This is a genomic window from Sinorhizobium prairiense, from assembly GCF_029201645.2.
GTDB lineage: Bacteria > Pseudomonadota > Alphaproteobacteria > Rhizobiales > Rhizobiaceae > Sinorhizobium > Sinorhizobium meliloti_A.
On sequence record NZ_CP104130.1, the window covers coordinates 197228 to 224047 of the forward strand.

20 protein-coding genes and 7 pseudogenes are annotated in these 26820 nt (G+C 59.0%); 10 read left to right on the forward strand and 17 right to left on the reverse strand.

Features of this window, described 5'->3' with window-relative positions:
- Window positions 1-99: 99 nt before the first annotated feature.
- The 4 genes from N0Q91_RS00960 to N0Q91_RS00975 form a co-directional block, all read right to left on the reverse strand.
- Window positions 100-1416: a hypothetical protein gene (locus tag N0Q91_RS00960; RefSeq protein WP_275596325.1), complete on the reverse strand. Its 1317-nt coding sequence runs from the start codon at window positions 1414-1416 to the stop codon at window positions 100-102.
- 71 nt (window positions 1417-1487) lie between these two features.
- A complete protein-coding gene (locus tag N0Q91_RS00965) occupies window positions 1488-2600 on the reverse strand; it encodes a T6SS phospholipase effector Tle1-like catalytic domain-containing protein (RefSeq protein ID WP_275596326.1) in 1113 nt (370 codons plus the stop codon).
- A gap of 66 nt (window positions 2601-2666) precedes the next feature.
- A complete protein-coding gene (locus N0Q91_RS00970) occupies window positions 2667-4013 on the reverse strand; it encodes a ComEC/Rec2 family competence protein (RefSeq protein ID WP_275596327.1) in 1347 nt (448 codons plus the stop codon).
- Window positions 3995-5869, reverse strand: a complete 1875-nt coding sequence (locus N0Q91_RS00975) for a gluzincin family metallopeptidase (protein ID WP_275596328.1) — start codon at window positions 5867-5869, stop codon at window positions 3995-3997. The genes N0Q91_RS00970 and N0Q91_RS00975 overlap by 19 nt, the downstream gene beginning before the upstream one ends.
- Window positions 5870-6256: 387 nt before the next feature.
- Between N0Q91_RS00975 and N0Q91_RS00980 the strand changes: the two are divergent.
- A pseudogene (locus N0Q91_RS00980) lies at window positions 6257-7125 on the forward strand (RHE_PE00001 family protein); the annotation flags it as partial.
- Here the strand turns inward: N0Q91_RS00980 and N0Q91_RS00985 are convergent.
- Window positions 7025-7633 carry a transposase gene (locus tag N0Q91_RS00985; RefSeq protein ID WP_375341852.1) on the reverse strand — a complete coding sequence of 203 codons (609 nt, stop codon included), beginning with the start codon at window positions 7631-7633 and terminating at the stop codon, window positions 7025-7027. The pseudogene N0Q91_RS00980 and the gene N0Q91_RS00985 sit on opposite strands and share 101 nt — an antisense overlap.
- Window positions 7634-7737: 104 nt before the next feature.
- Here N0Q91_RS00985 and N0Q91_RS00990 point away from each other — a divergent pair, with 104 nt between their 5' ends.
- Complete coding sequence (locus N0Q91_RS00990; protein WP_375341851.1) at window positions 7738-7878, forward strand: phospholipase effector Tle1 domain-containing protein; 141 nt, start codon at window positions 7738-7740, stop codon at window positions 7876-7878.
- A 171-nt stretch (window positions 7879-8049) separates the two neighbouring features.
- Here the strand turns inward: N0Q91_RS00990 and N0Q91_RS00995 are convergent, their stop codons facing one another.
- From N0Q91_RS00995 to tnpA, 6 genes and pseudogenes are all read right to left on the reverse strand, one after another.
- Window positions 8050-8670, reverse strand: coding sequence for a hypothetical protein (locus N0Q91_RS00995; RefSeq protein ID WP_275596329.1), 621 nt, complete (start codon window positions 8668-8670; stop codon window positions 8050-8052).
- 451 nt (window positions 8671-9121) lie between these two features.
- Window positions 9122-11187: pseudogene (locus tag N0Q91_RS01000) on the reverse strand (M3 family metallopeptidase); the annotation flags it as partial.
- A gap of 146 nt (window positions 11188-11333) precedes the next feature.
- A pseudogene (locus N0Q91_RS01005) lies at window positions 11334-11612 on the reverse strand (IS3 family transposase); the annotation flags it as partial.
- 268 nt (window positions 11613-11880) lie between these two features.
- Complete coding sequence (tnpC, locus tag N0Q91_RS01010) at window positions 11881-13443, reverse strand: IS66 family transposase (protein ID WP_132082155.1); 1563 nt, start codon at window positions 13441-13443, stop codon at window positions 11881-11883.
- 62 nt (window positions 13444-13505) lie between these two features.
- Window positions 13506-13858 (reverse strand): annotated as a pseudogene (gene tnpB, locus N0Q91_RS01015) (IS66 family insertion sequence element accessory protein TnpB).
- On the reverse strand, window positions 13855-14343 hold the full coding sequence (tnpA, locus tag N0Q91_RS01020) for an IS66-like element accessory protein TnpA (protein ID WP_132082159.1): 489 nt from the start codon (window positions 14341-14343) through the stop codon (window positions 13855-13857). The pseudogene tnpB and the gene tnpA overlap by 4 nt, the downstream one beginning before the upstream one ends.
- Before the next feature lie 343 nt (window positions 14344-14686).
- Between tnpA and N0Q91_RS01025 the strand changes: the two genes are divergently transcribed.
- Window positions 14687-15322 (forward strand): DUF1326 domain-containing protein, encoded by a 636-nt coding sequence (locus N0Q91_RS01025; RefSeq protein WP_275596330.1) that lies wholly within the window; start codon window positions 14687-14689, stop codon window positions 15320-15322.
- A gap of 2 nt (window positions 15323-15324) precedes the next feature.
- Here the strand turns inward: N0Q91_RS01025 and N0Q91_RS01030 are convergent.
- Window positions 15325-15435: pseudogene (locus tag N0Q91_RS01030) on the reverse strand (non-homologous end-joining DNA ligase); the annotation flags it as partial.
- 420 nt (window positions 15436-15855) lie between these two features.
- Between N0Q91_RS01030 and N0Q91_RS01035 the strand changes: the two are divergent.
- Window positions 15856-16461 (forward strand): hypothetical protein, encoded by a 606-nt coding sequence (locus N0Q91_RS01035; protein WP_275596331.1) that lies wholly within the window; start codon window positions 15856-15858, stop codon window positions 16459-16461.
- A 155-nt stretch (window positions 16462-16616) separates the two neighbouring features.
- On the opposite strand, the gene N0Q91_RS01040 is transcribed toward N0Q91_RS01035, so the two are convergent.
- A complete protein-coding gene (locus tag N0Q91_RS01040) occupies window positions 16617-16760 on the reverse strand; it encodes a hypothetical protein (protein ID WP_275596332.1) in 144 nt (47 codons plus the stop codon).
- Between the two features lie 300 nt (window positions 16761-17060).
- Between N0Q91_RS01040 and N0Q91_RS01045 the strand changes: the two genes are divergently transcribed.
- The 6 genes and pseudogenes from N0Q91_RS01045 (at window position 17061) to N0Q91_RS01070 (ending at window position 22130) form a co-directional block, all read left to right on the forward strand.
- Entirely contained in the window at window positions 17061-17522 is a 462-nt protein-coding gene (locus N0Q91_RS01045) for a transposase (protein WP_275596333.1), read from the forward strand.
- 262 nt (window positions 17523-17784) lie between these two features.
- A pseudogene (locus N0Q91_RS01050) lies at window positions 17785-18042 on the forward strand (hypothetical protein); the annotation flags it as partial.
- A pseudogene (locus tag N0Q91_RS01055) lies at window positions 18042-19385 on the forward strand (conjugal transfer protein TraA); the annotation flags it as partial. The pseudogenes N0Q91_RS01050 and N0Q91_RS01055, both read left to right, overlap by 1 nt.
- A gap of 6 nt (window positions 19386-19391) precedes the next feature.
- On the forward strand, window positions 19392-19604 hold the full coding sequence (locus tag N0Q91_RS01060; RefSeq protein WP_275596334.1) for a hypothetical protein: 213 nt from the start codon (window positions 19392-19394) through the stop codon (window positions 19602-19604).
- Window positions 19605-20444: 840 nt separating this feature from the next.
- Window positions 20445-20750, forward strand: coding sequence for a TRAP transporter small permease (locus tag N0Q91_RS01065; RefSeq protein WP_275596335.1), 306 nt, complete (start codon window positions 20445-20447; stop codon window positions 20748-20750).
- A gap of 402 nt (window positions 20751-21152) precedes the next feature.
- The gene (locus N0Q91_RS01070) at window positions 21153-22130 is read left to right on the forward strand and encodes a winged helix-turn-helix transcriptional regulator (RefSeq protein WP_085026239.1); all 978 of its coding nucleotides are present in this window, start codon (window positions 21153-21155) and stop codon (window positions 22128-22130) included.
- On the opposite strand, the gene N0Q91_RS01075 is transcribed toward N0Q91_RS01070, so the two are convergent.
- From N0Q91_RS01075 to N0Q91_RS01090, 4 genes are read right to left on the reverse strand one after another with little or no spacing between them, the layout of a single operon-like run.
- A complete protein-coding gene (locus N0Q91_RS01075) occupies window positions 22120-24513 on the reverse strand; it encodes a xanthine dehydrogenase family protein molybdopterin-binding subunit (RefSeq protein ID WP_275596336.1) in 2394 nt (797 codons plus the stop codon). The two genes, N0Q91_RS01070 and N0Q91_RS01075, sit on opposite strands and share 11 nt — an antisense overlap.
- Entirely contained in the window at window positions 24510-25271 is a 762-nt protein-coding gene (locus tag N0Q91_RS01080; RefSeq protein ID WP_275596337.1) for an N-acyl homoserine lactonase family protein, read from the reverse strand. Before N0Q91_RS01080 ends, N0Q91_RS01075 begins: the two co-directional genes overlap by 4 nt.
- On the reverse strand, window positions 25268-25753 hold the full coding sequence (locus N0Q91_RS01085; protein ID WP_275596338.1) for a (2Fe-2S)-binding protein: 486 nt from the start codon (window positions 25751-25753) through the stop codon (window positions 25268-25270). Before N0Q91_RS01085 ends, N0Q91_RS01080 begins: the two co-directional genes overlap by 4 nt.
- Entirely contained in the window at window positions 25746-26633 is an 888-nt protein-coding gene (locus N0Q91_RS01090; protein ID WP_275596339.1) for an FAD binding domain-containing protein, read from the reverse strand. The genes N0Q91_RS01085 and N0Q91_RS01090 overlap by 8 nt, the downstream gene beginning before the upstream one ends.
- Window positions 26634-26820 lie beyond the last annotated feature (187 nt).

Below are 26820 nucleotides of genomic sequence, written 5' to 3' on the forward strand. Positions count from 1 at the left end.
CCGACTCCGCCTAAACGCATACCGCTCTAACGCTGAACTGGTAGCTAGCCCACGCCTCATGCGAGCCGACGAAACCGTGCAATCAGCAATCAAGTTAAGCTACGCCTGGTCCAGATTCTGGTAGCAGACGCTGTTGCCACATGGCGCACTAGGGATTCGAGTACCCGACCAGTCGAGATGCACGTGACCCGTCCCGTTGCCGCTCTTGCCACCTGTCCTCAGAGGGGTATCGAGTTGGACGAATCCTGCCTTATTATGATCCGCAACGGACCTAGTCGTGGGATGCCCATAGGTATTCGACGCCCCCGATGGGAAAAGGCCAAAACTGAAAACCGACCTACAGCGGACCGTCCCTCCCGCACTTGGTGGTAGCACAGCGTTCTTCCAGTCTCCTCCGTGATGGGTCGCCGCGATCCCTTGCAAGGTCAGGGGAGCCCGTGGACCAATGTGTTGGTAGGACGCGTCGGCTGGAAAAAAGAACGGTTTGCCCGCCTTGGGAGGATTGACCTGGACCCAATAGCCGGAATCGTTTCTGCTCGTACCAGTCGCGTGGTGAAAGAGCGCATTTCCGAACGAGAACGAAGCGACGCGGGTCACCAGCAGACGTCCGCCAGCGGACACGATCGACGCTGCGAAGGCGAGATGTGGCGAAGTTACGGACTGGAAAGGGGCGATCCAGGTCAGTGACAGCGATCGCGTGACGATCGGGCCGGACGACCAGTGATCATCGTGCCAATGGGACAAGACCATGACAGGTGGGGCGCTTAGGCAGAAGTGAGGAATGGCGTGCGGCCTCGTTTTAGTGTGCGACCTGCTCCCGCCTCCGAAATCGAAGTAGAGCCTCGGAATGCAGATGGCTTCGCTGAAACCGTTAGCCGAACCTTGGCCGACGTCGTAGACGGCCAGCCGTTCGATTTTCGGATGCTTGAGACTCGCGATGTGGGCGTCGAAGTCGTCGTCCGGAATCGCCCATTCATCCAGACTATGCATCTCATTCAGAGCGTCGGACTTTTGCGTCGAAACGACATGTGCCGACAGCACCGATACTGGCTCCGGATCGCCGTATAAGTTCCGGTAGAGCCTCGAATCGCCGCTTGGGGCAATGCGGATCTCTACCCACCGGTCTTCCTCGACCCGGTCGCCGGTTTCGACAATCCATGGCCCCCCTGCTTGACCGAATACGTCGATTTCGAGAAAGAAGATCGGTGCCACTGCGATTGCCCTTAAGCGGGTGTCGCCTCTGCCCAGTAGACCGAAGGTGTCCGGTCGATCGAACCAATCGGCGTCGATGGCGCCGAGCAGCAGCTCGTTCCTGCTTTTCTTGACGTCTTCCATTACGTCGTCCAATTTGGCGTAGAGGCGGTCCGGTCTGCGAGGAAGTTCTTGCGGCACCGGAAAAACCAGAAACGGGTTCATGGTGACCCTCCTGTCTTACTAAACCATTTTGCATCGAGCTGGCACATGTCGCAAAGCCTATGCTTCCGTCTTCAGGGCGCTTGAACGGGATAGACGCTGGATGCCCTGATGGCGTCCGGAGGCAAGCGGGCTGCGTAGCCTCCCGGGACCTGCCAAGCCGAATCATGGACTATCGGCATCGGTCCGAACTCGCGCCGCCGGGACCGATTGAGGCGCCAGCTCTCGCGTGCGGTGCCCTTGTCGAAATGGCGCTTGGGCACGAATTCAGCCAACCGCCATTTCCAGCTCAGAGAGTCGTGCATTCTTGCGCTCGCTGAAGGTTTCGCGTAGTCCGGGTTTGTTGTCCCAAGGATGGTCGACCTCGCGACAGGGTCGATGAACAGACCCGCCGCGGATGCTTCCTCCATCATCCATTCGAGAGAAATCTTCGACAGCCCGCTCTCTGCTTCGGGATAGCCGCCGCCGACGTCGCAGTGAACACCCGGAAACCAGACCTGTTTGACGTCTCGACCCGGCGGCGCAGCAAAGAGGTTTGTCCTGAAGAACGCGCGCCTCTCGTCGATTGCAACTGCGTGTCTTGTGATGGCGATATCGGGATTGTCCCGTGTATAGGGCAGCGATACCGGACTTCCAACCCAGCCGACCGAGCTCACGGTGTCCCAAACACCGACGAAGTGCGGTTTGCATTCAGCTCCGGCCAGTGTCGTCTTGAACTCACGGGCCAGTTGGAAATAGCCGCTGATCTGTTTCTTGTTTTTTCGATCGGCATCGTTGATGGCCCATAGCATCTTGACCATGTAGGGGACCAGCGCATCATTGCCGGGCATGAGGAGGCCATACATCTTGATCAGAGCAGCGAGTGCACGGGCCGTATAGGCACCTCTGCTGAAGCCAAATATGAACAGCCGATCACCCGGCCTGTAATGCCTCATAACGAAGACGTAAGCATCGACGATGTCGCGCTTCAGGCCGTAGCCGAAGGCGAGACCAGCGAGCTTGGCGAGCCGGCTCCCAATCCCGGTCACGAAGCCAGGCGGCGCCATCGTCCCGACGCCCGGGTGATAGAAAACCAGTTGCTGGCGATGGTCTTTCATGAGGGCGGAGCAGAGTTTGGAGACGTTGGTACGGTCGACCGCGAACTCGTTCGCGGTTCCGTCACAGCAGATGACGAGATTTCGGGTCATCGGAAGATCGCTTCTTGTTGAGTGTCAGCCGCTCGCGAGCTTATACAATGTCGTAAAGCGAGGTTCTCACGGGGGAATCTCCACATCGATGTAGCCGTCTTTTTCGATCAGACTGTTGAAATCGGTACGCGGGGGTTGCCCGTGCCCAATCCACGGCTTTTCGAATTCTTCGAATTTGTTGATTGTGGAGAGGTCGACGTCGGCAACTGCCAGCGCCGTGGCATAGTCGACCTTGTTGGCGATGCGTGTCCCGAGCTCGACGAGCAGTGCCGCCTCCGGGATAGTCTTGTATCGTCCACGCTCCGTCGAAACGATCGCAAACGCCGTAGGCGAGCCCGTTCTTGGAAGAACAGCGTTGAGGATATCCAGTGGCTCGTTGGGCTTGCCCGCATGGCGGCCGGGATCGTCGTCCCATGGCGTCGCGTTAGTGCTTCCGTGGTGACCCACTTTGAGGAAGTCGACGGGGTTGTCCAAGAGTGCTCGCGACTTCGCCCACATTGTGTTCCACGAACCGTTCCCCTTGCCGGGAACAAAGGCTGCGTCCCATTCCGCGTCACCGACGAAGAGCAGGCGCTTGTCGCGCCACTCGATCAGCAGGATGACGCTGGTGTTGTTCGTCACTTTCCCGTCCAGGTCGGCAAAGGCGAGCGCCGCCGATAGCATTCGGGTCCGGAGCGCTTGGAAATCGGACGCACTTATGTTCGACGGCTGTTGTGATGCGGATTTCGGGGTCGCTCCGAGAACCGCCCCGGCCTTCAGGGACTCGACCATTCCGAGGACACCTTGCAGATTGGGATCTTTCGGGTCGCCCAGATAGAAGTGGTCGATGTCGTTTTCCGGTCCGAGAATATTGAGCCTCGCCCCTTTGAGCGGCAGTTGCAAGGAGGAACCTGTGCTCATTCCGGCGTGGACGTAGATCGGCTGGATGTTGTTGGTCGCCGGCAGCGTCGTTCGGAGCGTCGTCATTGCGGTATCGTTGTCGAATTCGTAGGCGGTGAAGAGATCGGTCAACTCTGGGGCCAGATTCAGGCCCGCAGCCCGCTCTGCGACGCTTCCGGCAAAGGCATGCAATTTTCGCGCACCCTCAGCCTGCGCATGTTTGGGATTCATCGCCGCGCTCATCCAGATTGCCCCTATGGAGATGTCGTTCCACAGGGAAGGACCGAAGCCTGCAATGTGATCCTTGTGCTGATGCGTCACCACGAGAAGATCGAGTCGCCTTTTGCCTCCCACGGCGGGCAACATCTGCTTTAGCTTGCCCACCGCGGCCTCAAGGTACTGCATCCCACTCCAGGACCCGCAGTCAATGAGAATATGAAAATCCCGGTCGTCTTCGTGAGCATCAGGGATGCGGCAATAGATGCAGTCACCCAGGCCGACGTCGAATGCTCGCACTAAGAGCTTACGTGCCATTGCCGACCTCCGAGTTCGTCACTTGCGTCGTCGTGGATCGAAAAGTGGGGCGATAGCTCGAAGCGGATCGCCCCGTCGACTCTGCTAAAGCCGAAAGGTGGCGTGGCGCGGCTCAACAGTCCGAGCTCTCCGCCAATCGTCTCCCCGATCATTCCGGCTCTGATGCGTGCTTCCACGGCATTCAGAAATTCACCCAGGCGCGCCTGCCCCGCGGCTTGCTCGGCCCGCTCGGCCGAGCTGTTTCCCAGTGACTCGCTGCCCGGTTTACGTGACCAGTGAACGAGATTGCCGTTTTGGTCCAATACGAGAGTCGCGCCGCATGGCATACTCGTCCGCTCACCGGCAAATCTGCCGAAACGATCGCCCACGAGGACCACCTCTTCCCGCCAAATGTACTGCACCACGATCTGGTCGGGCATTTGCCGGGCCTCTGTCGTGAGCTTGCTTGCGCGGGCAATTTCGGCGACGACCACGTCCGCTGTAGCTGGGATGAAAAGATCTCTGCGGTTGTCGTCGAGGAAGCGATAGGCGCCCCCGCGTGAGGCACCGATCGAATCTATGCTGTGAAAAATAGCCAGTTGCGGACGGTCGAAAACGGCGGCAGTGGCAAGCAGAGGCGCGCGGTCGGCCTCACCGAGGATGCCGCGCTTGATAAACACGTCGAGCATCATAGCTTGATATCCGTTCGGATCTGTCGGGTTGGTCACCTGCTCCGCTCTCAGTACCGCCAGAGCATAGTCGCGAAACGTGACGTCGCAGGGAGGCAGTAGATCCAGAGGTTGAATCGCCATCATCTGCATGCGCTGGATCGTGAACCAGAACATTTGTGCGAGCGACGAAGTCTTGGCTGCGGGATCGGCGTTCAGTCGATCTTCCTGCCGTTGTTTATATTTTCCGAGTAGAGCGATGATAATGTCGAACATTGCGCCAGTCAGAACCTGGGAAACCAGGTGCGGTCGCAGTTCGCTTGCAACGTCTTGCATTGTGAGCTGATTGCGCGCGGATCTGAGATAGGGCTGTCCGACCACAGCATCCCCGAATTGTTGGGCAAGCGATGACAACAACGAGCCCGAAGCGAGGTCGCCGGCGCTTTCGACCATAACGGTCTCGCGAAAGTCATTGTTGCGAAACGCCATCAGGATCGCCGTCAGGTCTCCTAGGAACTCGTGAAACCCGGCTGTTTGGGAGAGAATGGATTCGAAATAATAAGGCCTCAGCCCGTCGAGTACGGCATGCCCGAATTCGTGATTGACGATATCGCTGGAGTGACAGGTGTAAATTCGCTGGCCGTCTCTTTCAAACCAGTAGAACTGAAGGGATTTGCTCTTGCGGTCATAGTAGGCGTTCTCACCGTAGCCGGCGGCCGGTACCAGGATCAGTCTGTTTCCTTCGAAACCCCAAGTGATGCGGCGTCCGAGGGCGAAACCGCTTTCGAAAAAATCGAGTGTGTGCTGAACTGTCCCCCAAACGCTGAGCTGCCGAAACTGGGGCAGGCATGTGGCGTGCTCATCCAGCGCTTCTCCGTTGGGCGCGACAAAAGTGTGCCTTTTCTGATCCCATTTCGCGGGTGGCGCCAACGTGCCCATGGTGGCGTCGTAGTCGACCACAGCAAAGCGTGCACTGGTGGGGCCATCTTTCAGCCCGGGTTCCCAAGGCACCAAAAAGTTCTTGTCGATCGCCGCAGCCGGATTGGTTTTGGCCACGAGTGGATCCTTGAAATAGACATTTACTGGAATACGGATCCCGGTTTCCTTTTGAACGTCGAGCGGCAGGAGGCGGCGCGCCGAGTAGAGTTTCTTGCGCGTCTCCAGAGTGAGCTGTTGCTTCATAATATTGCGACCCGAGGCTCTGCTCATATTCTTCTCCGGAGGGGCCGCGCTTCTAGTAAGTTCGAGTTTCCTACCGATAGAGCGTCTGAGTGCGATGCGAGAACGGTCTGGCAGAAGCGAGCTGTCGTCGGGTTTGCTAGTGGCCTGTTCTGCGGGCGCAGAACGCGCAATCTCCACCGTGGTTTCGACGAGTCCCCGTCCGCTGCTGCCCTAGATTGGCCTCGAATCCCCGATGGTAGCGCGGACCGACTAGCGACGCTGAATTCTACTAAGTTAGAATTAAATTATTCTATCATGAAGTGCATAGTATTGGCAACGCAATCTATTGCGGTTGGCTGGGATTGACGGACCGCGTAGCTAGCGACGTGCCCAAGCGGCTCCAGTGGCACTGCAGGGAGCAGCGGATCGTGTGTCAACATCCGCAACCCGACGCACGAGTTGACGATCGCCCGCGACGTGCTGCGGGGTGCAGCCACCCGGGTGGGCGCTCAGCCCCGATAGTCTCGCAGCCTCCGCGGGCAGGCGTGGCCTGCAGCATTCATGGTACCGACAGCGCCGTGGGAAATGTCGAGGCCACAGCGGATCTTGCTTCCGTCGAAGGAGGGGAAGTGGACTGCCGTACCCAGTCCCTTCGACGCCGAGCTTGCCGCCATCGATAAGGTGCTGGCGCGGTCCGAGGCGGCCATCACGGAGGTGATCACACCAACGCGGTCTTCTGTGAGTGAAAAGGACCCGCTGGTCTACGATCTCGATTGGGACGAGCGCCTCGAGCAATGGCGCGGCGTGCTCGCCATGATCAGCGATCTACCATTGGTGCTGCAGGCGATATTGCCCTCGACGCCTGGAATTTTTGGGCGTGCTGCAGCACGCGCCCTGGCTCGGCCGACTGCTGGCAGCGGCGATCCTTCGCCAGGCCGGCGTCACCTCCGGGGTGCATCTCGTTGCCTTCAATCTCGGCCTGAAATCCATCCCGTCGATCGGCGCCGGCATCGCGATCGCGAGATCCGGCTGCTCGCCATCGCCCAGGGGCTGACCGCCACCGCCGAGCCAGGCCTGAAGGAAATCGGCTGGCGCTGGCGCGGCAGATGATGGAGCGAAAACTGGCCGGCCGGCGAACCTCGTCAAAATTGCCGGAACTGATCGAGCTTGTCATCGCAAAACCGCTCGTCTCGGCCGGCATGGTCACCAAGATGCTCGACGTGACGCCGCAGGCGGCGCGGCGGATCGTCGGCGAGCTCGGCTTGCGGGAGATGACGGGCAGGGGGAGGTTTCGGGCGCGGGGGGGTAATTCGAGCCAGGAAAGCACTTGTAAAATACAGTTTCGGCGGCGCTCCGCGGATGGCATTCTCGTAGAGTTCGCCGATCCGGACGAGCGTTTCCTCGGCGATCGGATGCGTTCCGAGGCTGGTGGTCAAATCGAAGAACTTGCGGGTTTCCGGCGCAATCGAGGCATCGACCTTCAAGACGCGGCCACCTTTGCAGCCGACCTCGATGCGAGACGGCTTTGCCGGCCGTTTCGCTGTGACCTTCTCTGCTTCCGCGGCTCGATCCGTTTCGCTTTCCGAATAGCGCCACCGGCAACAGCGTCACGCCTGATCCACCCGGTGACCGGATGTCCCGACCGAGCTTTTTGCGCCAAGTGTAAATCTGCTGCGGGAGAATATCGTGCCGGCGGGCAATCTCGGCGACGCCAGAACCACTCACCTCAACCTCTTCCAGAATCCGAAGCTTGTCCTCGTCCGTCCAGACACGGCCGCGCTCGACGCCCGTCAGAATCTCGACCCGCCCCATAAGTTCACCCTTGGTTACGTCGCCAACTACGGAATTAGCGACGTAACTTCAGCGCGCTGGGCAAAATCTCAAAGGCTGCTTCACCGGACGCTTACTTTGGATCTTTGGATGAGAGGCGGGCATACTCTCGCACCAACCTCGCCGCGACGCCCGAGGATCGTGACGTTCGGCAGATTTGGTTTGCTGGCGCGCATTGTGATGTCGGTGGCAAGTTGTCGGAGGCCTGGCCGCAAAGAAAGCGTTGAGCTGGCCACGCGCGTTGCCTAGGCAGAATTAAATTGCAGCAGGCTTCAACATCATGGAGTTGATGATGGTCGCGATTTTGCCTTAAGGACGGTCTGCCACCGCTGCTTGAGCCTATCGCCGGTATAAATCGACAGGCGCAAAGTGAATTACCGCCAGCTTGGTAGCCAGGGTCACCTATCCTGCGGACTCCAAAAAAGTGGTATGATCCGATGCCGCGTATAGAAATAAAGGGCGCTGCTTGGGCAGGTATGACGTGTGCGGAACCACAGCTGATTATCGATTCTGTCCTCGCATATCTCGACCGGCTCCCTGAGTAGAAGATAATCTTTCCAACGCGACAGCACATCACCCGCCTTCGCCATCCGGCAGTAAATGATTATCTCACCGTGGTCACGGCCTTCGGCTGCTGATCCGAACCGGGTCGAAAGCTGCAAAAACCCTTTATGCAGCCAACCAAAGCTCTTGTGGATCTTTGCCTCTGCGATCCACAGAAAGCGGTCGCGGGCTCGCACAAGGATGTCGCAATGACCGCCCACCTGAATGTCATGGTTGGCGTCAATGGCAACAAACTTAAGCTGTTTTATGATTTGGACAGATAGCGCGTCCTCGCCGTGCTTCTGATTCAGGTGCCGATCGTTGACTAAGTCATCGTAGGCGAAATCGAGGATTTTTTCCAGGGCTGCGACGCGTCGGTCATTGGAACTCGCCAAGTGAAACGCCATGACTGCTCCATCGCATTGCTGCCCGAAGACCGCCAGGAGTTGCTGCAACGTCGGCTCAGTTGGGTCCATTATATGCATCCAAGAAAGTTCGCCGCAGTGTGAACTGTAGATAAACGAGGCATCTTGCGTTTTCAATCACCGTACCCGTTTGCGGGTGCTTCAGCGAATTGGTCACCAGAACGGATTCGAACTCTTCCTTCTTAAGTTGGAACTCCCTGAACTCGTCGTCGACGAGCTTCCCTGTAACCTCAAAGATGCCATCCTCAGCCGAAGTCAACGCAAAAAGTGCTTTGACGAAAAGTGGGTCGGTTGGCGAGATACCCGCAGCGCTCGCGATTGCGCTGACTGAGAGCGGCAGACGGCTGCGCCGACCGAGTCGAGCTGCTGCATGTTGAACGTCTTCGCACATGCGTACTAAAGCCTTATCTTCATGTCCGAATACACCCGTAAAGCCCAAGGTCTGTAGTTGGGAATCTTGGATCGACTCCTTTGGTGAAGATAATTCATAGAGATCGGCCCCTTCGGATATTGACAGGCCGAGCTTCTTCAGCATCGCATCCGGGCTCGGCAATCTGCCCCGGAAAGCGACGTATGTTTCTACGGGATCGATCGAGCCGCCCACAGAATAGATACTTGCCTTCAGCTTGGCAGCCATGGCTGAGTTGAAGGCATTGCCTGTATCCTCGAACGCGGCGAACGCATCGGCGTCCAGCATGTCAGACCAGATGTAGGAATAGTAGCCGGCGGCATAACCGTCGCTTGCAAAGATATGCAGGAAGTGCGGCGCGGATTGGCGCATCGAGAGTGATGCCGGCATGTTGATCTCCGTCAACATTTCCGCCTGTAAGGCCATAGGATCTTCGACGGCGCCGTGCCTGTGGAACGCCATGTCGACGAGTGCCGAAGAGGTAAATTCGACGGTCCTGCACCCAGAATTGAAAGCGCGCGCTGAAAGAATCTTATCGATCAGCGCTGCAGGCATCGGCTCCCCCGTTTCGTGATGGACTGCATATTCCTTGAGAATTTCGGGCACTGTCAGCCAATGTTCGTAAAGCTGTGAAGGAAGCTCGACGAAATCGCGAGAGACGTGGGTGCCCGAGACGGAGGGATAGGTGACATCGGATAGCATGGCGTGCAGAGCGTGGCCGAACTCGTGAAACAACGTGCGCGCATCGTCGAACGACAACAGCGCCGGCTTGCCTTCCGTGGGCCTTGCAAAATTGCAGACACTAGAAATGATGGGTAGCTCGCCGACATGCCCGTTCTTCAACGGCAGCTTGTGCTGGGACTGGAAGGCACTCATCCAGGCGCCAGATCGCTTCGTACTCCGAGCAAAGTAATCGCCTAGAAAGAGAGCAACGAGCTTATCCGATCGATCGCGAATCTCGAAAACGCGCACATCGGGATGATAGACCGCGATGTCCTTCACTTCGGTAGCCTTCACCGCGAACAGCCGCTCGGCCACGGCGAAGCAAGCCGCGATGATATTCTCCAATTGCAGATATGGCCTAAGGTCCGACTCGGAGAAGTTGAACAGCCGCCTGCGGAGCTTTTCCGCATAATAGCGCCAATCCCACGGTGTGACGTCGTAGTTCTTGCCTTCTTCGGCGATCAGGCGGTTAAGGCTTGCCTCTTCTGCCAAGGCCTTGGCTCGCGCGCTTTTCCAAACCACTCGGAGAAGCCCGTTCACCGCATCGGACGTCTTCGCCATCGTGTTATCGAGTTTCATTTCCGCGAAGTTACTGTAGCCGAGGAGTGATGCCTTTTCAGCCCTGAGAGCCAGTGTATCACGGATCAGCGCGCGGTTATCTGTCTGACCGCGGTGTGCACCGCGCGTCATCCAAGCCTTGAACGCTTGTTCGCGCAGATCACGTCGGTCGGAGAAGGTTAGGAAAGGCTCGATGATTGGCCGGAAGAGCGTCACTGCATACTTGCCATCTTTACCGAGCGCACCCGCCGCCTCCGCCATGGCCTCGCGCAGAAAGGGGGAATGCCTGCGAGCTCGTCTTCGCCGGAAAGGATCAAGGCCCAATTCTTCTCGTCAGCAAGGACGTTTTGGCCGAACATTGCGCCAAGACCCGCAAGAGTCTCGTTGATTGACGCTAACCTTTCCTGCTCCAGTTTCGCGAGCTTCGCACCCAAGTTAACGAAACCTTTCCAGTGCCGCTCGAGCACGCGGGTTTCCTCTGGCGTTAGTCCGAGCTTCTCACGGGCCTCCCAGAGTGCATCGATGCGGGCGAATAGGGCGTTGTTCGTGCCTATTTTCCTATAATGCTTCGCCATCCTCGGTACTATCTCTCGCTCCAGCGCCTGAATGCTGCCACTGGTATGAGCGCCTGCCTTGCCCCAAAATAGAGCCGAGACGCGTGAGAGTTCGATCCCGGCAATCTCCAACGCCACTACCGTGTTCGAGAACGTTGGTTCTTCAGAGTTGTTGGCGATGCTATCGATCTCCGCCGTGTGTGCTGCTATTGCAGCATCGAATCCGGACGCGAAATCATCGTCCTTGACCAGATCGAATCGTGGTAGACCGTGGTGGCCGTTCCAAGTCACTAGCGCGGGGTTGATCTGGAAATTTGGAGACATGCAAATATCCCTAGGAAGCGAGCGCGTCGATCATACATCGAACGGGGGTACCAGGAAATCGCAGGTTTGGCGGCCGGGGTCCGGTATCGGTGCGATGAGCGCGGCCGGAATGTATTGCAATCGTCGGCCCACTCGGAGAAGGCGCTGCGGGCATCGGTCTTAGCCTCGACCTGGATCGGCGCACGCCTGCCGATGGAACGCCGCTTGGCTTTCAGCTTGCGAGCCGAAAGATCTTCCTCAGAATACAGTCGGTAGGCGCGATTGATCCCGGACGGTTCTCCGTCCCGCCGAAACAGGGCGAATAACCACCGATAGCCGAAGCATCGCCGCTTCGCAGCGTCGACCCCCGACGGTCGGCATGACGGATAACGAATTGTCTTTCGATCAGCGGATATGATCTGGCGGGCCCGTCGTTCCGGGAGTCCACTGCCTTCAGTGTGCGACGGCGCTCTTCAGTAAATCTGCTTCTTGATACGTCCGTTCTTCAACAGGCCGAACGGCCGAACTCTAAGCCGATCTGAAGGAAATTACCCGGTAGTAGGTCAGGATCGCCAGCGCAAAGCGGACTACTATCGCATTGATGTTCTTGTTTTGTGCTTCGAAAATCGCATAATGTATGTAAGCGTGGCGTGATGACCGCGGGATGCGTTCGGTCTGGAATTGGATAGTGTCCACTGTGGAATTAGGTGGACACTATGATTGAGGAGACCACTTCCAAGGAAGAAGTTCGTCGATCCTGTTTGCTGGGTGATCGGCGATGCGATTGATGATGTCGGCGAGATAAACCTGCGGGTTGATGCCGCCCATTTTGCAGGTCTCGATGATGGTGTAGATGACGGCGGCTCGTTCACCGCCAGCGTCTGAGCCGCTGAAGAGATAATTCTTTCTTCCGAGGGCCAACGGGCGGATCGCTCGCTCGGCGGCATTGTTACTCATCTCAAGGCGCCCGTCGGTCGCGTAGACGGTAAACGCCTGCCAGCGCGACGTGATATAGCGGATTGCCTTTGCGAACTCGCTCTTGCCGCTGATGCGTGCAAGGGTGGTATCGAGATGGCGTTTCAGCGTTTCCAGCACGGGAAGGGATCTGGCCTGCCGAGTGGCGAACCGCATCTGTGGGTCCGAGCCGTTGACCTCTGCCTCGATCGCAAACAGATCCGATATCAGGTTCAACGCTCGCTCGGCTGCCGGCGAGCGGTTGCGCAGGAATTCATTGTACAGATCGCGACGTGCGTGTGCCCAACAGGTCACCTGCGTCAGTCGTGTTTGCCCAGTGAGTTCATCGGGCTCATACAGCTTGTCAAAGCCTGCATAGGCGTCTGCATGCAGAAAGCCGCGACATTCCGACAGCAGTTGATGGGCACGTTCTCCCTTGCGATCTTGAGAGTAGGCATAGAAAGCAGCGGGCGGTGCGGTCGATCCCCACGGCCGCTCGTCGCGTACGACCGTCCAAAGGCGGCCGGTTTTGGTCTTCCCGCGTCCGGGATCAAGAACCGGAACGGGTGTATCGTCGGCATGCACCGTTTCGCCTGCCCGGACATGGGCGCCGATCCTGTCACTCAGGATCTTGAGCAGCGCCGCCATCGCCCCGACCCACCCGGCAAGCGTCGAGCGATCAAGGTCGATGCCTTCTCGAGCATAGATGTCGCTCTGGCGATGCAGGGGAAGATGGTCGCAGTATTTGGAAACCAGAACGTGGGCGAGCAGGTTGGGACCAGGACGGCCACGTTCAATAGGCAGCGATGGCATCGGCGCCTGAACGATCGTCTCGCAGGCCCGGCAGCTCATCTTCGGGCGAAGATGCACGACCCGCTTGAAGTGCGAAGGCACATACTCCAGCACTTCGCGTTCATCCGTGCCGATCTTGCTGAAGACGGTCCCGCCGCACTTCGGGCAGGAACAGACTGGTGGATGGGTAATCGTCTCGCTCGGCAGATGGGCTGGTAAGGGTTTGCGGCCCAGGGGCGACTTGGTCTTCGCGGCGACTGCGGGCGGCGAGACCGATGAACGGTCTTGTGCCTGTTCGACGTCCGCCTGCGCCTCACTTTCTTCGAGGTCGGTGATCGTCAGTTCGAGCTGCTCGATCAGACGATCGAGTTTCTCTGACGAGCGGCCAAAACGCGCCCGCTTCAAGGTGGCAAGCTGCGCTTTCAGCTTCTCAATATAGAGATTCTTGGCATAAAGCTCCGCCTGCAACTGCGCGGTCAGCGCACGCAGTTCCTCCAGTTCGGCAAGCGGGTCGGAAGCAGCAAGAGACATGCGCCTCTGTAGCACAGGAGGCCAGGTCCATCTACGGTTTTGTTCGTAAAAACAAGGCGTTATTACGCCATCGCCGGCTTTGGCAGAGGGTCAGGCATCCGCGTTCGCCGCCAGTCCATCCCTTCGACGAGGAGAGCAAGCTGGGCTGCCGACATCTGCAGAACACCATCCACGATCGACGGCCAGACGAACTTGCCCTGCTCCAGTCGCTTGGCAAAAAGGCACATCCCGGTTCCGTCCCAATAAAGCGCTTTCAAATAGTCGCCTCTCTTCCCCGAAAGAGAAAGAGATGGCCACTGTAAGGATCGGCATTCAATGTGTTGACCACGTCCGCCGACAGACCATCGAACCCACGGCGCATGTCGACCGGCCGGCAGGCCAGGTACACCTTCGTCCCAGCGGCAATCTGGATCACGACGTCTCACCCAGCGCTGCAAGAACACGCCGCAAAGCCTTCTCGTTGACAAAGGCGTCAACTCGAACGCGAACGCCATTGGCAAGATCGATTTCGATGACGCCGGGGCGCTCGTCCAATGACGGCCCCTTGGCTGGCAACACCGATTTGGGCCGCGCCGAACTCTCCGCCGGAGGAACGGTCACAGAGGGGGCGACCGGTATTGTCATAGCAGGCCCTTCGTCATCGCCTCGTCCAAATACGCCGATCGGAATGAAGTCCAGGGTGGGTTTCGGCAGAAGCACAAGGGAAGCCGGCCGGTGACCGAGTTGTCCAGCCTCGGCTGCCCGCATCCAACGGAAAAGCAAGTTGCTGTTGACCCCGCGCCGGCGCGCCACCTCCGCTACCGAATTGCCCGGAAACTGCGCTTCCTCAACAATTCGCCATTTGTCTTCCAGCGACCAGTTTCGTCGACCGCGCTTCGTCGCTTCGCTTATTCCCGACATTAGATACCGCCATAGTGTCCACTTAGCACTTGGTGGACACTATCCCACTCCACGGCAGCCCCGGTAGGCGGTCATCAAGCCACGCTTACACTGTATTCGCTCTTCGACAGGTGCCTCCTGCCGCACCGTTCGTAGGGATGAAGGTGGCGGTCCGGAGATAATGATACAAATACCAGATAAGATCCCTTTATGAAGCGTCGAGTTGGCGACGCCAAAGCTATCGGAAAACAGTCCGGCGGCTTGCAAGCGCTTCAGCGATCCGCTGGACAGTCACGGCGTTCCTGGCCGGTCGAAGCAGTATCTGATACATTCTGCCTCTACGGGAAAAATCGGGGATGTTGCCATGGCCTATGTTGATTGGGCGATCAAGGGCCCCAAGATCGCATCGTGCAGTTGCGATTACGGCTGCCCGTGCGAATTCAACGGCAAGCCGACAGAGGGCCTGTGCGAAGGCCTCGAATGCATGTTTATCGAAGAGGGATGGTTCGGCGATCTGCGGCTCGATGGGCTGAAGTTTGCCGCCGTCTATCGCTGGCCTGGTCCCGTGCATGAGGGCGGCGGCGTCGTACGCGGGTTCTTCGATGCCAATGCGAACCAGGCGCAGATCGATGCCCTGTTCACCATCCTCGGCGGCAAGGAACAGGAGCCGACGACCGTTTTCAATATTTATGGCTCCACCATCGCCCAAGAGCTCGAGCCAATTTTCGCCCCGATCGAGTTTCACAGCGACATAGAGAAGCGCACCGGCGGCTTTCGCATAGACGGCCATCTCGAACTCGAACTCGAGCCGATCAGGAATCCTTTGACCGGCGCCCCCCATCGCGCGCGCATCGTCCTGCCGGAAGGCTTCGAGTTCCGCGAGGCGGAGATCGCAAGCGGTACGTTTAACGCCAAAGGCGAAATCGCAATGGGGCGGCAGAAGCGCTACGGCGCACTTTGGCGCGCCGCCTACGGGCCGTACGGCATCATCGAAGAGTGAGCAAGCGCACGCTGCAACGCACCGAAGTTGGATCGCCCCTTCTCGTCGAGCACGACCGCCTCGCCATCGGAGATCATGGCCTCATGCCCGAGCTGGCGCGCCTCGGCGGGGAGGATATCGGCGCTGTCGTTCAGCATCCGTTAGGATCTCAACCTTGGCCACCATACCTTGTTACGTCACAAATGAATCATCTGTGAGGTAACTTGCGCCACATAAGCTCCTTAACAAAACCAGCTCACCGGACGCTCACGGGGCGTTGTCGGCTACTCGAAGCACATGGGACCATGAAGGAACGCCGGCGCATCGGTCCTGAGAACGAAGTTGTGCAAACCTTGCAAATCACATGAGGTTTCCCATGGATTCCGCTCTCGCCGTGATAAGGTGTTGAAGGGCGCCTCTGCCGATAGGCGGCTTGTTAACCCGTCTTTCGCTCGGGCGAAAACAGGCTTCGAACCTATCCCGGTCACAAAGGATGATCGGGCGGGAAACAATAGCTCAACAGAATCTCCGTCCGGCTTGCTCAAGGTGGGATTATGAAAACACCGTGGAAATTCCTTGCCCAACTGACGTCGCGGCGACCGTCGGCGAAAGCGCAACAGAGTTCGATCGGGAATAGCGCCGATTCCAAGGCTTTCGAGAGCGAAGCGGAGCATACGCCCGCACTTCGGCTGAGTTTGAGGGTCGCTGCCAGCCCACCTGCTCATGATGAGGAAGTCTCGGTTGATCACGGGTCGATGGCATCGGATAAGGCGAAAGGCGATGACGATGTCGCGCAGGCGCTAAAACAGGCGATTGATGCTGAAGAGGCTCAAACAACTGCGCGTCATGACGTCGACCATTCAGGTGCCGAAGCGAATTCAATGGTTCCAAAAAGCGCGGCAAGCACAAAGTCGCGTGGCAAACCGCGGGTGAAGCGTCGAGAACGTGGTAAGAGCGCCAACGGCGAGTCGACTGCGCAGAGCGCTGTCGCCCCAAAGCCCCATCAAAGCTTGCAGCCCTCGTCTTCACGTGACTTGTTCTTCCATGAAGCGGCAACACTCGATGAAGAAATCAAAATGCTGAGGATCCACCTCGCTCAAAAGCTTCAGCTGCAGAACGGTCAGCTTAAGAAGATGCTCGAGCGATTCGACGTATCGTGAGCTTGGCGGCGCTCCCGATAAGCGTGCACTTGCGTCATCTTTGCCTGGTGGCGACGGCCTCGCCGCCGCCACTCACTTAAAAGAGTGCGAGAGCCTGCTGAGCAGGCATCCATCGATCGGCTCAGTGTGTACTCGCCGCTGGGCGCGCTGCATTCTCAGGACAGCCCCGCGACAATACTCAAGCCCAGGTCGTCGCGAATCCCTGCTTGATAGGCGTTGATGAGCTTTGCGGCGAGCGCTTCAGCTCCGTATTGCGTGTCCAAAGTGCGTCGGTCGAAAAACGGGAAGTAGAGGGCCAAGCAACTGACGTTGACGATCGCGCTTGCCGTGACGGCGGCGTGATCTCTAGGAGGAGGTGCCCTGCGGCATCCATACCGTTCGCGCTCGCGCCGAACCGTATGGGTCGCCACGTGCGTCAAGTTGGGCGGTGGTGGTAAGCAGGTCGCCGTTTATTTCACGTGAGAGCGGGGAGCCTCAGCGTCGATCGCCAGCCAGGAACAAGCAAATTCAACCATCCGTAAAGCAGAACCATGATGGTTGTGTTGACTCTGTGGTGCACTCGGCCGAAAACAGACGATCACTAAAGGAGGGAATTGCTGATGGCTGACGAGAGTAATGCGGCACCAGTTGCTGTGGCTGGGGCGACGGACGCAGAAGTGAAAGCACCGACGGCTAAGAAGCAGAGGTCGCCACGGCGTCCGAAGGCGGCTGCCGAGCCTGTTCCAGCTCAATCAAAGGCGCCGGCCGCTAAACGCAGAGGGTATAGCGAACAAGAGAAGGGCGAGAAGCTCAAGCTGATCGAGACGCAAGTCACCGGAGGCAGCACCCTCAAGGACGCTATCAAGAGCGCCGGCATATCGGAGCAGACCTACTATCAGTGGAAAGGTGCTGCCAAGCCCGTGGAAAAAAAGGGCACGAAGGGCACCAAGCCCATCCCGGCCGGCGATGAGTTGGCAGATCTTGTCCAGCTCGAAGAGGAAAACCAGAGGCTCCGCAAGAAACTGGCGGAAAAATTGCGAGCGGAAAATGCGGAACTGCGCAAGAGGCTGGGTCTGAACTAACAAGGACCGGAAATTCGCGGGGGACAGTCTCTTCGGCGTCCTCCCGTGTTGCGCCAGACGCTTATATTTGCTCCCCATTTGGCATTGTCGCGGCGAACGAAGCCCTGCTGTTCCCCCGCTCTTGTCGGGTGGAAGGCGCGCCGGCTGCGAGGCTGGCGAGCGGTTGAAGCGCGCAAGGAAGGGCTGTATTGGTGCGCCTGCAGGAATGCAGCGGCGCCAATCGGCGTTGGCTTTCTCAAGGTTTGCCTAGGATCGAAAATAGATGAAGACGCCACAACGGAGATTCGTTGTCGAATTCAAGTCAGGGCGACGACAGCCAAAAGCCCAGACGAACTCAATCTGGGGAGACACAGATCTCAAGACTTTGGCCCGCGAAGTGGAAGATGCGGCGCCGCATCTGTTCAACTCGAATGAAGGACCTGTAACGCCGGCCTCAGCTGAAGCTCGGCCGGCTGATCCGCTCAATGCAGGGTCTGTCAGCGAACGCGCCGACGATGTCGACGGTGCACGAGCAGCGATAAGCGGCCGCACGTGCATGCCCATGCCATCGTGGCGATGAAATCGGATTCAGGTGATCGCATCGAGACGACGCCTGCCGTGTTTCGGGAATGGCGATCCGTCATGGCAGAGAAGGCGCGGGATCACGGCATTGAGATGGAAATGACCGACCGGCGCGAGTTTGCCAGCCCGCCGGCATTCACGCGCACCCAGGTCCGGCCAGTGAGCCGCGAAGGCCGCACAGAGCATGTCGGGACGAGCGAGGCTGCGGAGGCGAGATATGACGCCAAGCGTAGCGGCCGACGCACGCTCGCCAAAAGCGACAGGAGTCGGCAATACGCCAAAATGGCTCAGGAAACATGGCAGAAGATTGCGGTGGTGGCTGGTGATCGTCAGGCGGTAGCCTATGCTACAGAGCATAGAGCATACTTAGAAACCGGGTTTTCAGCGGTGCAGACGCAAACCAGCGCCAGTGTCATTCATGCGGATTTCGGATCGAAGTTCCGCGCCAATTTGGTTACATTGCAGGAAATGGTTTTGGAGGGTCAGGAATTGCGCGAAACTTCACGAACAGAGTTTGAGACTTATGAGAAGAAGGTGGAGACGGCCTTGTTCAAGCTGGAGCGCACCGTTGCCCCAGAGGATCGGGCAGACTTTGACGAAGTAGCCAGCTTGGCCCGCGATTTCGTCAACCAGAAGCGCGAGCTGGTCGATCTCTACGAGCAGCGTAAGGAGGCATTGTCGGAGCAGAATGACGAAGAGCCGCGTGATCCAGTGAACGAGATGTGGGATGCCGCGGTCGTTAAACACGGCAAGGCAGTCGTCGAGGCCGGCAACGAAGCAATAATCGAAATCGAGCACTACAGAGAAGGGCTCGATCGGATCGAAGGCGGAGAGTTCGCTGCCAGTTCCAAGGCGGCATTCGAGGACGGTCTTAAACAGGCGATGGAGCGAGCCGCGCAATTGGCTGTTGAAGGAAACAGCTATATCCGAGAAGTTGCCGAGCAGGACCCCGATTTACAGCGGGCGATAGACCAGGCCGAAAATAAATCTGATCGTCCGGAGGAGGCGAAGGACAAGGCACCGAGCGGTGAGACCATCGACGAGCAGCAGCGCGATTTGCGGGGTGAGGAGGAAAATCGGCAGCCGAGCGACAATGACGCGCGCGAGGCTCACGAGCTCGCTTCGACGGTCGATGCTACAAATCGGCTGCAAGATCGTCTAAGTAAGGAGCGGGAAGCCGCGCAGCGTAGCGGCGAAACTACACGGACTGATCCCGCACAACAGCACATTCCTCGGCTCGAGGAGATTGAGCGGGAGCAGACGGAACAGAGGGAACGCGACCGCGACGATCGGGACCGTTAAAGGCACATGCTTAACGATAATCGGCAACAATACGTCATTCAGACTAACGATCCCAAAGGCGACGAATGGTTCGGTAAGGCCTTTGGCGGGATCGCCGTGGTTGTGCTGTTCCTGGCCATCGTCCAGGCGGTTTATGAGACCGTCGTCGCCTGGTATCAGGACACGATAGTTTGGCTAAACGACACCGCGACCTACCTTGCCGGGTTCTGGCCTTTTTGAGAGCTCAGCTCAGTTTTCGAGATCGGTACGACGCATGCCGGTCTCGTATCACCGGCCGGCGATAGAGACCGATCGCTCCTAAGACCCCGCATTTCCGAACGCGGTCAGCGCAGAAGATTCGGCGACATAGTGTTCATTGCCACGCTATTTACTGAAAAACAAAGAGCTCCTTTTTCAGATCGTCAGCCATCTTACCATTTCTGCGAAGGTAAATTACCCTCGAGTGACCGCTTGAGGTGCGATTCCCATGGTCGCAAAAGGGTGGAGGGCGGAAGTTCGCAACAAAAGCGCCGAAGGGCAACATTGCTCGCCAGCACCGGACATCGTCGTCGGATGTCTTTCCTACCTGCCCAACAGGGCTTATTAAACGGCACGTCTCGTCGGCTCCCAGCATATTTTTTCCAAACATATTAGGCCCGGTTGTGCACACCAGGCAGTGGGAAACATTCGTCGATCTGCTCGAGGTCTATTCTCTGGCCCCGGACTTTCGATCTCTAAGAGCCCTCGACCTCGGGTCCTAAATATTCCGATTCACGGCTTCATTCAGCCCGCCAAAAGAAGGGCTTGCCATCATGACCTCATAGCTTCTCCCTGCGGGCGGAGGAGCACGCGCGCGGAGTTCGTTGAAACGCACCTCAGACAACACTATGGAAGCTGATCGGCTTTCCCACAGGAAGCATGTGCCGCGCCGAGCGAACACGTGGGAGGATAGATCGGTGAGGAATACACGACTGCGTTGCGTTGGCACGCAAACGAGCAGGCTTGGCCGAATGGGGAGGCCATTATGACTGTTCCCGGAACCATCGAAGATGTTGTTGCGAGGACGTCGAACCTGCTGCAATGGCACGCAGGATAGAGAACGCCTTTGTAAAGCGACTAGAGATACCGGTAGCACTTCTAGTGCTTTTCGAAATTCTTCTGCTGTTGTCAGCCGTCGTCGCTCGGTACGTATTCCACGTGCCGCTGGTTTGGTCGGACGAACTGGCCTCAATCTCGTTCCTCTGGCTTGCCATGCTTGGTCCGGCCGTCGCCTTTCAACGGCAGGAACACATGCGCATGACGGCGCCGGTTATCGCATTGAAGGGCGAAACACGCGCTTCGTTGAATTGGTTTCTGTCGCCGCGGCACTCGCCTTCCTCGTACTGATCCTGCCCGCATCTCTGGAATATCCCAATCGAAGAGTCCTATGTTTGGACACCTGCGATGGATATTCAGAACTCTTGGCGCGCCTCGGCGCTGCCGACCAGCTTCGCGTTGATGCTTGTTTTCGCGGTGTTGCGACTCCTGCAGAGTTCGAATCTCCGACCCGCACTCGGCGCGGTTGCTGCCGTAGCGGCGGTCTTCTGCATTTTTTGGGCGCTGAAGCCGGTTCTCATTGGCCCTGGAAACCTGAACCTTTAAGGGCACCTTGGACATTGTTGTTTGCTGGGCTCGTTACAATTCGGTTTGGCCAATCCTCCATCGCGTACTTTCATTATTAGACTTCTTGACCTAACTTATAGCCGGATGCATGACTGCTTTCTGATGATGCGACCGGGTACTCTCTGAATGTTGAATAAAGACACGCTGATCCCTGAGCCCTCCAATGGGTCGAAGCCGGTGCCGCTGCAGCGGCAGTCATCCGTCCGGCGTACGATGGAGATCGTCCTCGATACGTGGAACTTCCTCATTCTTCGCGAAGCGTATTTCGGGGTCCGTCGGTTCGATAAGTTCCAGCAGAGACTGGGCATTCCGCGGCAGACCTTGTCGTCGCGCTTGTCCGCCCTGGTCGCAAACGAAATCATGAGTGTGGGACGGCGGCCCAACGAGCCCGGGCAGCAATATTTCCTGACGGAGCGAGGAAAGGATCTCTTCCCGACCATGCTGTCTCTGATGGAGTTCGGCGACAAATGGTTGGCGGGCGGCAGCGAGCCGCCCCTGCAGTTGATTCACAAGAGTTGCGGCTGCGCCTGCCGTCCGGTCACTGTTTGCGGCGAGTGCCTGGAGCCGTTCACGGCGCGAGAGGTCGCTCCCCGCGATGGGCCTGGCGCGGGTTACGCTCCCGTCGATACGCGCCCGACTTCGCGCCGCAGTTCCGATCCAACGCTCCTGGAACGGGTGCGGCCCTGTTCTGTCGCGCGGACGCTGGGGATCATCGGCGACAGATGGAGCTTCCTGATCTTGCGGGAGGGCTGGTTTGGTGTCCGCCGCTTCGAGGAGATGCGGGAGAACCTTGGCATAGCCACGAACATCCTTGCCGACCGCCTTGCGCGCCTCGTGCAGGCCGAGGTGTTTCGCAAGGTTCCCTATGGTTCAAGCGAACGGTTCGAGTATCGCTTTACCGAAATGGGGCTCGATCTCTATAAGCCGATGCTGGTGATGATGGCCTGGGGAGACCGCTGGCTTGCGGAGGGCAAACCTCCGATGCGCCTGCGCCACAAGACCTGCGGGCAGGACTTTTCGGCAATCGTCGTTTGCTCCGAATGTAAGAAGCGGATCACGGTGAAGGATACAGACTACATTCTGCGATATCCGTTCAATCTGTGACGGCAGCAGCGGGATCACGGCGCGCCTGCAGCATCTGGAATATCCGCTCAGGTGTGACGGGAAGCGTTTCCACCGAGACGCCGAGGTGGGAAAGCGCGTCGGACACGGCGTTTGCGATTGTCGCCGGCGCGCCGATCGTGCCTCCTTCGCCCATGCCGCGGAACCCGCCCACATTGTTGGGCAAATCCGCCTCAATATGCACAATGCCGATATCAGGCACATTGGTCGCCACCGGAACGAGGTAGTCCGCAAGGCTTGCCGCTACGGCCTGGCCCTGGTCGTCGTGCACGATTTCCTCCAGAAGAGCCGCGCCGATGCCCTGCGCCACCGCGCCCTGCACCTGGCCATCGACGATCATTGGATTAATGATTTTGCCGCAATCCTCGGCGACCACATAGCGCAGGACCTTGACGCCATAGGTTTCGGGGTCGACCTCGACCATGGCGAGGTGGGTGGATGAACAGGCGGTGCCGAGATAGGGATCATAGGTCTCCGATGCGGCAAGATCCTCGCGCTGATCGCGCGGAATGCGCCCCATCTGCGAATAGACGGCCGCTGCGATCTCTTTGAGCGTCATCGTGCGGTTCGAGATCCGGCTGATGACGATGCCGTTATGTATGTCGAGGTCGTCGATGCTCTGCTCCATAAGATAGGCGGCAGCGCGCAACACCTTGCCCTTGACGACGCGTGCGGCGAGGGTTGCCGCGCCACCGCCGAGAACCGCCGAGCGGCTGGCATAGGTGCCGCTGGACATCGGCACCAGCGCGCTGTCGCCATGCTTGACCTCGATATCCTCGAGCTTGCAGCCGAGTTCGTCGACGATCACCTGAGCAAGGGTGGTCTCAAGTCCCTGTCCGTGCGAGGCGATGCCGAAGGCGGCGGTGATCGCACCCGTCGCATCGATCTCGATTTTCGAGGTTTCCGTGCCGGTGTTGATGGGCATGCCGGGAGCGACGGAGATGCGCGAGCCGATGCCGGTCAGTTCCGCATAGCTTGCAAGGCCGATACCGACCCAGCGTCCATTCCGCCGTGCCTCATCCCTTTCGAGCAGGAGGTTGGGATAGTCGACATGCGCGCAGGCGCCTGCCAGGCACTCCTGAAACGCCGACTTGTCCCAGATGATGCCGGAGGCGGTCCGATAGGGGAACTCTTCGGCGTTGACGAGGTTCTTGCGGCGAAATTCGACTGGGTCCATGCAAAGCTTGCGCGCCGCCATGTCGATCAGGCGTTCCATCGCGAATGTCGAGGATGGCCGGCCGACGCCGCGATAGGGTCCGGTCGGCGGCTTGGGGGTGAGAACACCTCGGATACGGCCGCGGTAATGCTCCATCCTGTAAGGACCGGGCAGGAAACTCACCACCTGCACGGTTTCGAGGGCAGCGGTCCAGGGATAGATCGAATAGGCGCCGACATCGCCGATGACGTCGGCCCTGAGCCCGATCAGCATCCCGTCCTCCGTGACGGCGAGCTCGGCTTCTATCAGTTCATCGAAACCCTGGCTGGTCGCGGACAGGTCTTCCAGGCGATCGCTGATGAACTTGACCGGACGCTTAAGCTTGCGAGCAAGGGCGCAAACAAGGATCTCCTCTCCATACAATGACCCTTTCCCGCCAAAACTGCCGCCGACATCCGGCGCGATGACCCGCAGGCGCGTGCCGGGCAAGTCGAGGCATCCGGACAGGACATCCCGGATGACGCCGGGGATGTTCGACGAGGTGTATAGCGTCAGCGCCTGCTTTCGCGGATCCCATTCGGCAAGGTAGGATCGATTCTCCATGGCAACGGCCGTCTTGCGCGTCATCCGGAACCGGCCCTTGACGGTCACCGCGGCGCTCTCGAATGCGGCATCGACGTCGCCGCGCTTGAATTCCCGCCGGATGATCGTGTTCGTGCCGGCTTCCTCGTGGAGCAGCGGGGCGTCGTCCTTGACCGCGTCGACCTGCCGGATCGCGAAGGGCAAAGGCTCGTAGTCGACGGCGATATGCTCCAGCGCGTCCTCGGCAGCGTAGCGGCTTTCCGCGACGACGGCGACGACGGGTTCGCCGACATAGCGCACCTTGTTGCGCGCCAGCGGCCAGATGGGCGTGGCGTAATAGTCGGGCATGCGGGAGGTGGGGATCGCCGGCCTGACCTCGTTTTCCAGATCCGTTGCGTCGTAGATGGCGATGACCCCGGGAACGGAGAATGCCTCGCCGACATCGATGTTGAGGATGCGGGCATGCGGCTGGTCGGAGCGGCGTAGCGCGACATGCAGCATTCCGGCCGGCGCCATGTCGTCGACATATTGGCCCACGCCTGCAAGCAGCCGCGGGTCTTCGGTGCGCTTCACCCGTTTGCCGACAAGCTTGGGGCGGAGTTCGACGGAATGGTCGTGCAGGCTCATTCGTAAAACTCCGCGCCCTTCCGCAGGGCCTGCCACTGCGCATCGTCATGTCCGCAGACGATGGTCGCGCCCTTGTCCCGGAGGGCCTTCAAGCGCGCGAGCGCCGCCGCGGCGAGCTCCATGTTCCACGTGTTTCGCGGCGCGACACCCGCATCCATATTGGCCTGAAGGGGCGCGGCGTCAGAGGCGAGGACGAAGGTGCCGCTTTCCTGAAGCGATACATGCGCGACGGTCGTGCCGGGCGTATGACCTGGCATGGGAAGGAGGACAATGCGCCCGTCGCCGAAGACGTCGTGCTCCGCGCCGAAGGTCTGAAAGCCTTGCGGTTGGTCCCATTCCGGTTTCAGATAGCCCTGGTTCTCGGCGCTGTCGGCCCTTGCAGCGGCGACTTCGGCCTCATGGCAAAGGATCGTCGCGCGGCGAAAATACTGATTGCAGCCGCAATGGTCGGGATGCAGATGCGAGCAGATCACGACGTCGATGTCATCGGCCTCAAGACCGAGGGTTGCGAGTTGCCGGACAACCGTCTGCTCCTGATTGAATATCGGCGCCATTACCTTGGCCAGCCCGCCCCAGCGGGCTTGCGGATCCGTGGCAGCGTCAGGGTTGCAGCCGGTATCGAAAAGCACGTTCCCCTTCGGGTGCCTTATCAGGGTCGCATGGACGGGCAGTTCGATCGTCTCTTCCTTCGCCACGCCGGGCACGAAGATGGAGCGGCGCATGCGCAGCCGGCCGCCGGCGAGAAAATGCATCTTCATGTCAAAGGCCCTCTTTCTTTCGCCAGCTCCCGCACGGCGTTGACGATGTGTTCATAGCCCGTGCAGCGACAGATGTTGCCGGAGAGCGCCTCGCGGATCTGATCGTCGCTTTCGAGGGGATGGTGGCGCAGCATGTCGGTGATCGCCATGATGAAGCCGGGCGTGCAGAAGCCGCATTGCAGGGCGTGGTGTTGCCGGAACGCTTCCTGGATACGGCCGAGCCGTTCGATGCTTCCCTGTCCCTCGACCGTCTCGATCTCTACGCCGTCGGCCTGGACGGCGAGCGTCAGGCACGACCGCGCGCTCCGGCCGTCGAGAAGAACGGTGCACGCGCCGCAGACGCCGTGCTCACAGCCGACATGCGTTCCCGTGAGGCCAAGCTCATGACGCAGGAAATCGCTAAGCAGCATGCGTGGTTCAACCGTCGCGGTGTGGACCATGCCGTTCACGCTGACGCTCAGGGTGATCTTCTTTTCAGGCATTTGCACCGTCCTTGCGAAGGGTTGCCCGCGCCCAGGCGTCGCGCAGCGCACGCCGTGCAAGCGCGCCGGCCAGGTGCCTGCGATAGTCGGCGGATGCATGGATATCGGTATTGGGATGCAGGAGCTCCTTAAGGGCTTCCGAAACGTCCTGCAACAATGTCTCCGAGATCGCCTGGCCTTCGATCAGCGTTTCGATGTCCGGCAGGCGTAGCGGCGTCTCCCCGACCCCCATCATGCCGAACCGGACGTCACGTGCGACGCCATCGATGATCCGCAATGTGGTCGCAACGCAGGCCAGGGCAAAATCGCCGTCGCGCCGCGAGAACTCTTCAAACCCCCAGCCCGTTTCGGGCGGGAGCGTGTCGATTTCGATCGCTGTGACGAACTCGTCCTGTTCAAGCGCTGTCATCAGCGAGCCGACGAAGAACTCCGAGGCCGCGATCTGACGCTCGCCTCTGATCGAGAGGGCGGTCACAATGCCGTTTAGGAGGAGCGTCATCATCGGCATTTCGGCGGCCGGGTCCGCGTGGCAGACGCTGCCGCAGAAGGTGCCGCGATTGCGGACCGTCAGGTGCGCCACGTGATGCATGGCATCGCGAAGGATGGGGATGTGCCGGTGCACGAGTGCATCTGTCGCGGTCATGCGGTGCCGCACCGTCGCGCCGATGCGCAGCCGTTCACCGTGCTTTTCGATGCGATCGAGGCCGGCAATTCGGTTGATGTCGATCAGCACCGTGGGCTTTACCAGACGGAAGTTGATCATCGGCATGAGGCTCTGGCCGCCCGCGATGATCTTGCCGTCGCCACTCGCAGCGGCGAGGGCCTCGGCAGCCTCGGCTGTCGATGTCGCGGCGAAATACTCGAAAGGTGCCGGTTTCATTTCGTCATCACCCATAGGGCCGATGCACCCGGGTATTGTCCCGCTGTGGGCGCAACAGTGCTCCGGTACTGCACGTACAGCCTTGTCATTGCTGCTCCTCCCGGCCTTGCCACTCCCATGGCGAAATCCAAATTTAACTTGCATTATTAGACTTAAAATAAGATTGTCAAGGAAATCCAGCCGCCAC

What these genes read in the sequence shown, in the direction of transcription:
- N0Q91_RS01035 (WP_275596331.1), top strand. Translation starts at nt 15,856, where the DNA reads ATGAAAACACCGTGGAAATTCCTTGCCCAACTGACGTCGCGGCGACCG.
- N0Q91_RS00970 (WP_275596327.1), bottom strand. Translation starts at nt 4,013, where the DNA reads ATGGCACGTAAGCTCTTAGTGCGAGCATTCGACGTCGGCCTGGGTGAC.
- N0Q91_RS01085 (WP_275596338.1), bottom strand. Translation starts at nt 25,753, where the DNA reads ATGCCTGAAAAGAAGATCACCCTGAGCGTCAGCGTGAACGGCATGGTC.
- N0Q91_RS01075 (WP_275596336.1), bottom strand. Translation starts at nt 24,513, where the DNA reads ATGAGCCTGCACGACCATTCCGTCGAACTCCGCCCCAAGCTTGTCGGC.
- N0Q91_RS00975 (WP_275596328.1), bottom strand. Translation starts at nt 5,869, where the DNA reads ATGAGCAGAGCCTCGGGTCGCAATATTATGAAGCAACAGCTCACTCTG.
- N0Q91_RS01060 (WP_275596334.1), top strand. Translation starts at nt 19,392, where the DNA reads ATGCTTAACGATAATCGGCAACAATACGTCATTCAGACTAACGATCCC.
- N0Q91_RS00965 (WP_275596326.1), bottom strand. Translation starts at nt 2,600, where the DNA reads ATGACCCGAAATCTCGTCATCTGCTGTGACGGAACCGCGAACGAGTTC.
- N0Q91_RS01090 (WP_275596339.1), bottom strand. Translation starts at nt 26,633, where the DNA reads ATGAAACCGGCACCTTTCGAGTATTTCGCCGCGACATCGACAGCCGAG.
- N0Q91_RS01070 (WP_085026239.1), top strand. Translation starts at nt 21,153, where the DNA reads ATGTTGAATAAAGACACGCTGATCCCTGAGCCCTCCAATGGGTCGAAG.
- N0Q91_RS01025 (WP_275596330.1), top strand. Translation starts at nt 14,687, where the DNA reads ATGGCCTATGTTGATTGGGCGATCAAGGGCCCCAAGATCGCATCGTGC.
- N0Q91_RS01065 (WP_275596335.1), top strand. Translation starts at nt 20,445, where the DNA reads ATGGCACGCAGGATAGAGAACGCCTTTGTAAAGCGACTAGAGATACCG.
- N0Q91_RS01045 (WP_275596333.1), top strand. Translation starts at nt 17,061, where the DNA reads ATGGCTGACGAGAGTAATGCGGCACCAGTTGCTGTGGCTGGGGCGACG.
- tnpC (WP_132082155.1), bottom strand. Translation starts at nt 13,443, where the DNA reads ATGTCTCTTGCTGCTTCCGACCCGCTTGCCGAACTGGAGGAACTGCGT.
- N0Q91_RS00985 (WP_375341852.1), bottom strand. Translation starts at nt 7,633, where the DNA reads ATGGGGCGGGTCGAGATTCTGACGGGCGTCGAGCGCGGCCGTGTCTGG.
- N0Q91_RS01080 (WP_275596337.1), bottom strand. Translation starts at nt 25,271, where the DNA reads ATGAAGATGCATTTTCTCGCCGGCGGCCGGCTGCGCATGCGCCGCTCC.
- N0Q91_RS00960 (WP_275596325.1), bottom strand. Translation starts at nt 1,416, where the DNA reads ATGAACCCGTTTCTGGTTTTTCCGGTGCCGCAAGAACTTCCTCGCAGA.
- tnpA (WP_132082159.1), bottom strand. Translation starts at nt 14,343, where the DNA reads ATGTCGGGAATAAGCGAAGCGACGAAGCGCGGTCGACGAAACTGGTCG.
- N0Q91_RS00995 (WP_275596329.1), bottom strand. Translation starts at nt 8,670, where the DNA reads ATGGACCCAACTGAGCCGACGTTGCAGCAACTCCTGGCGGTCTTCGGG.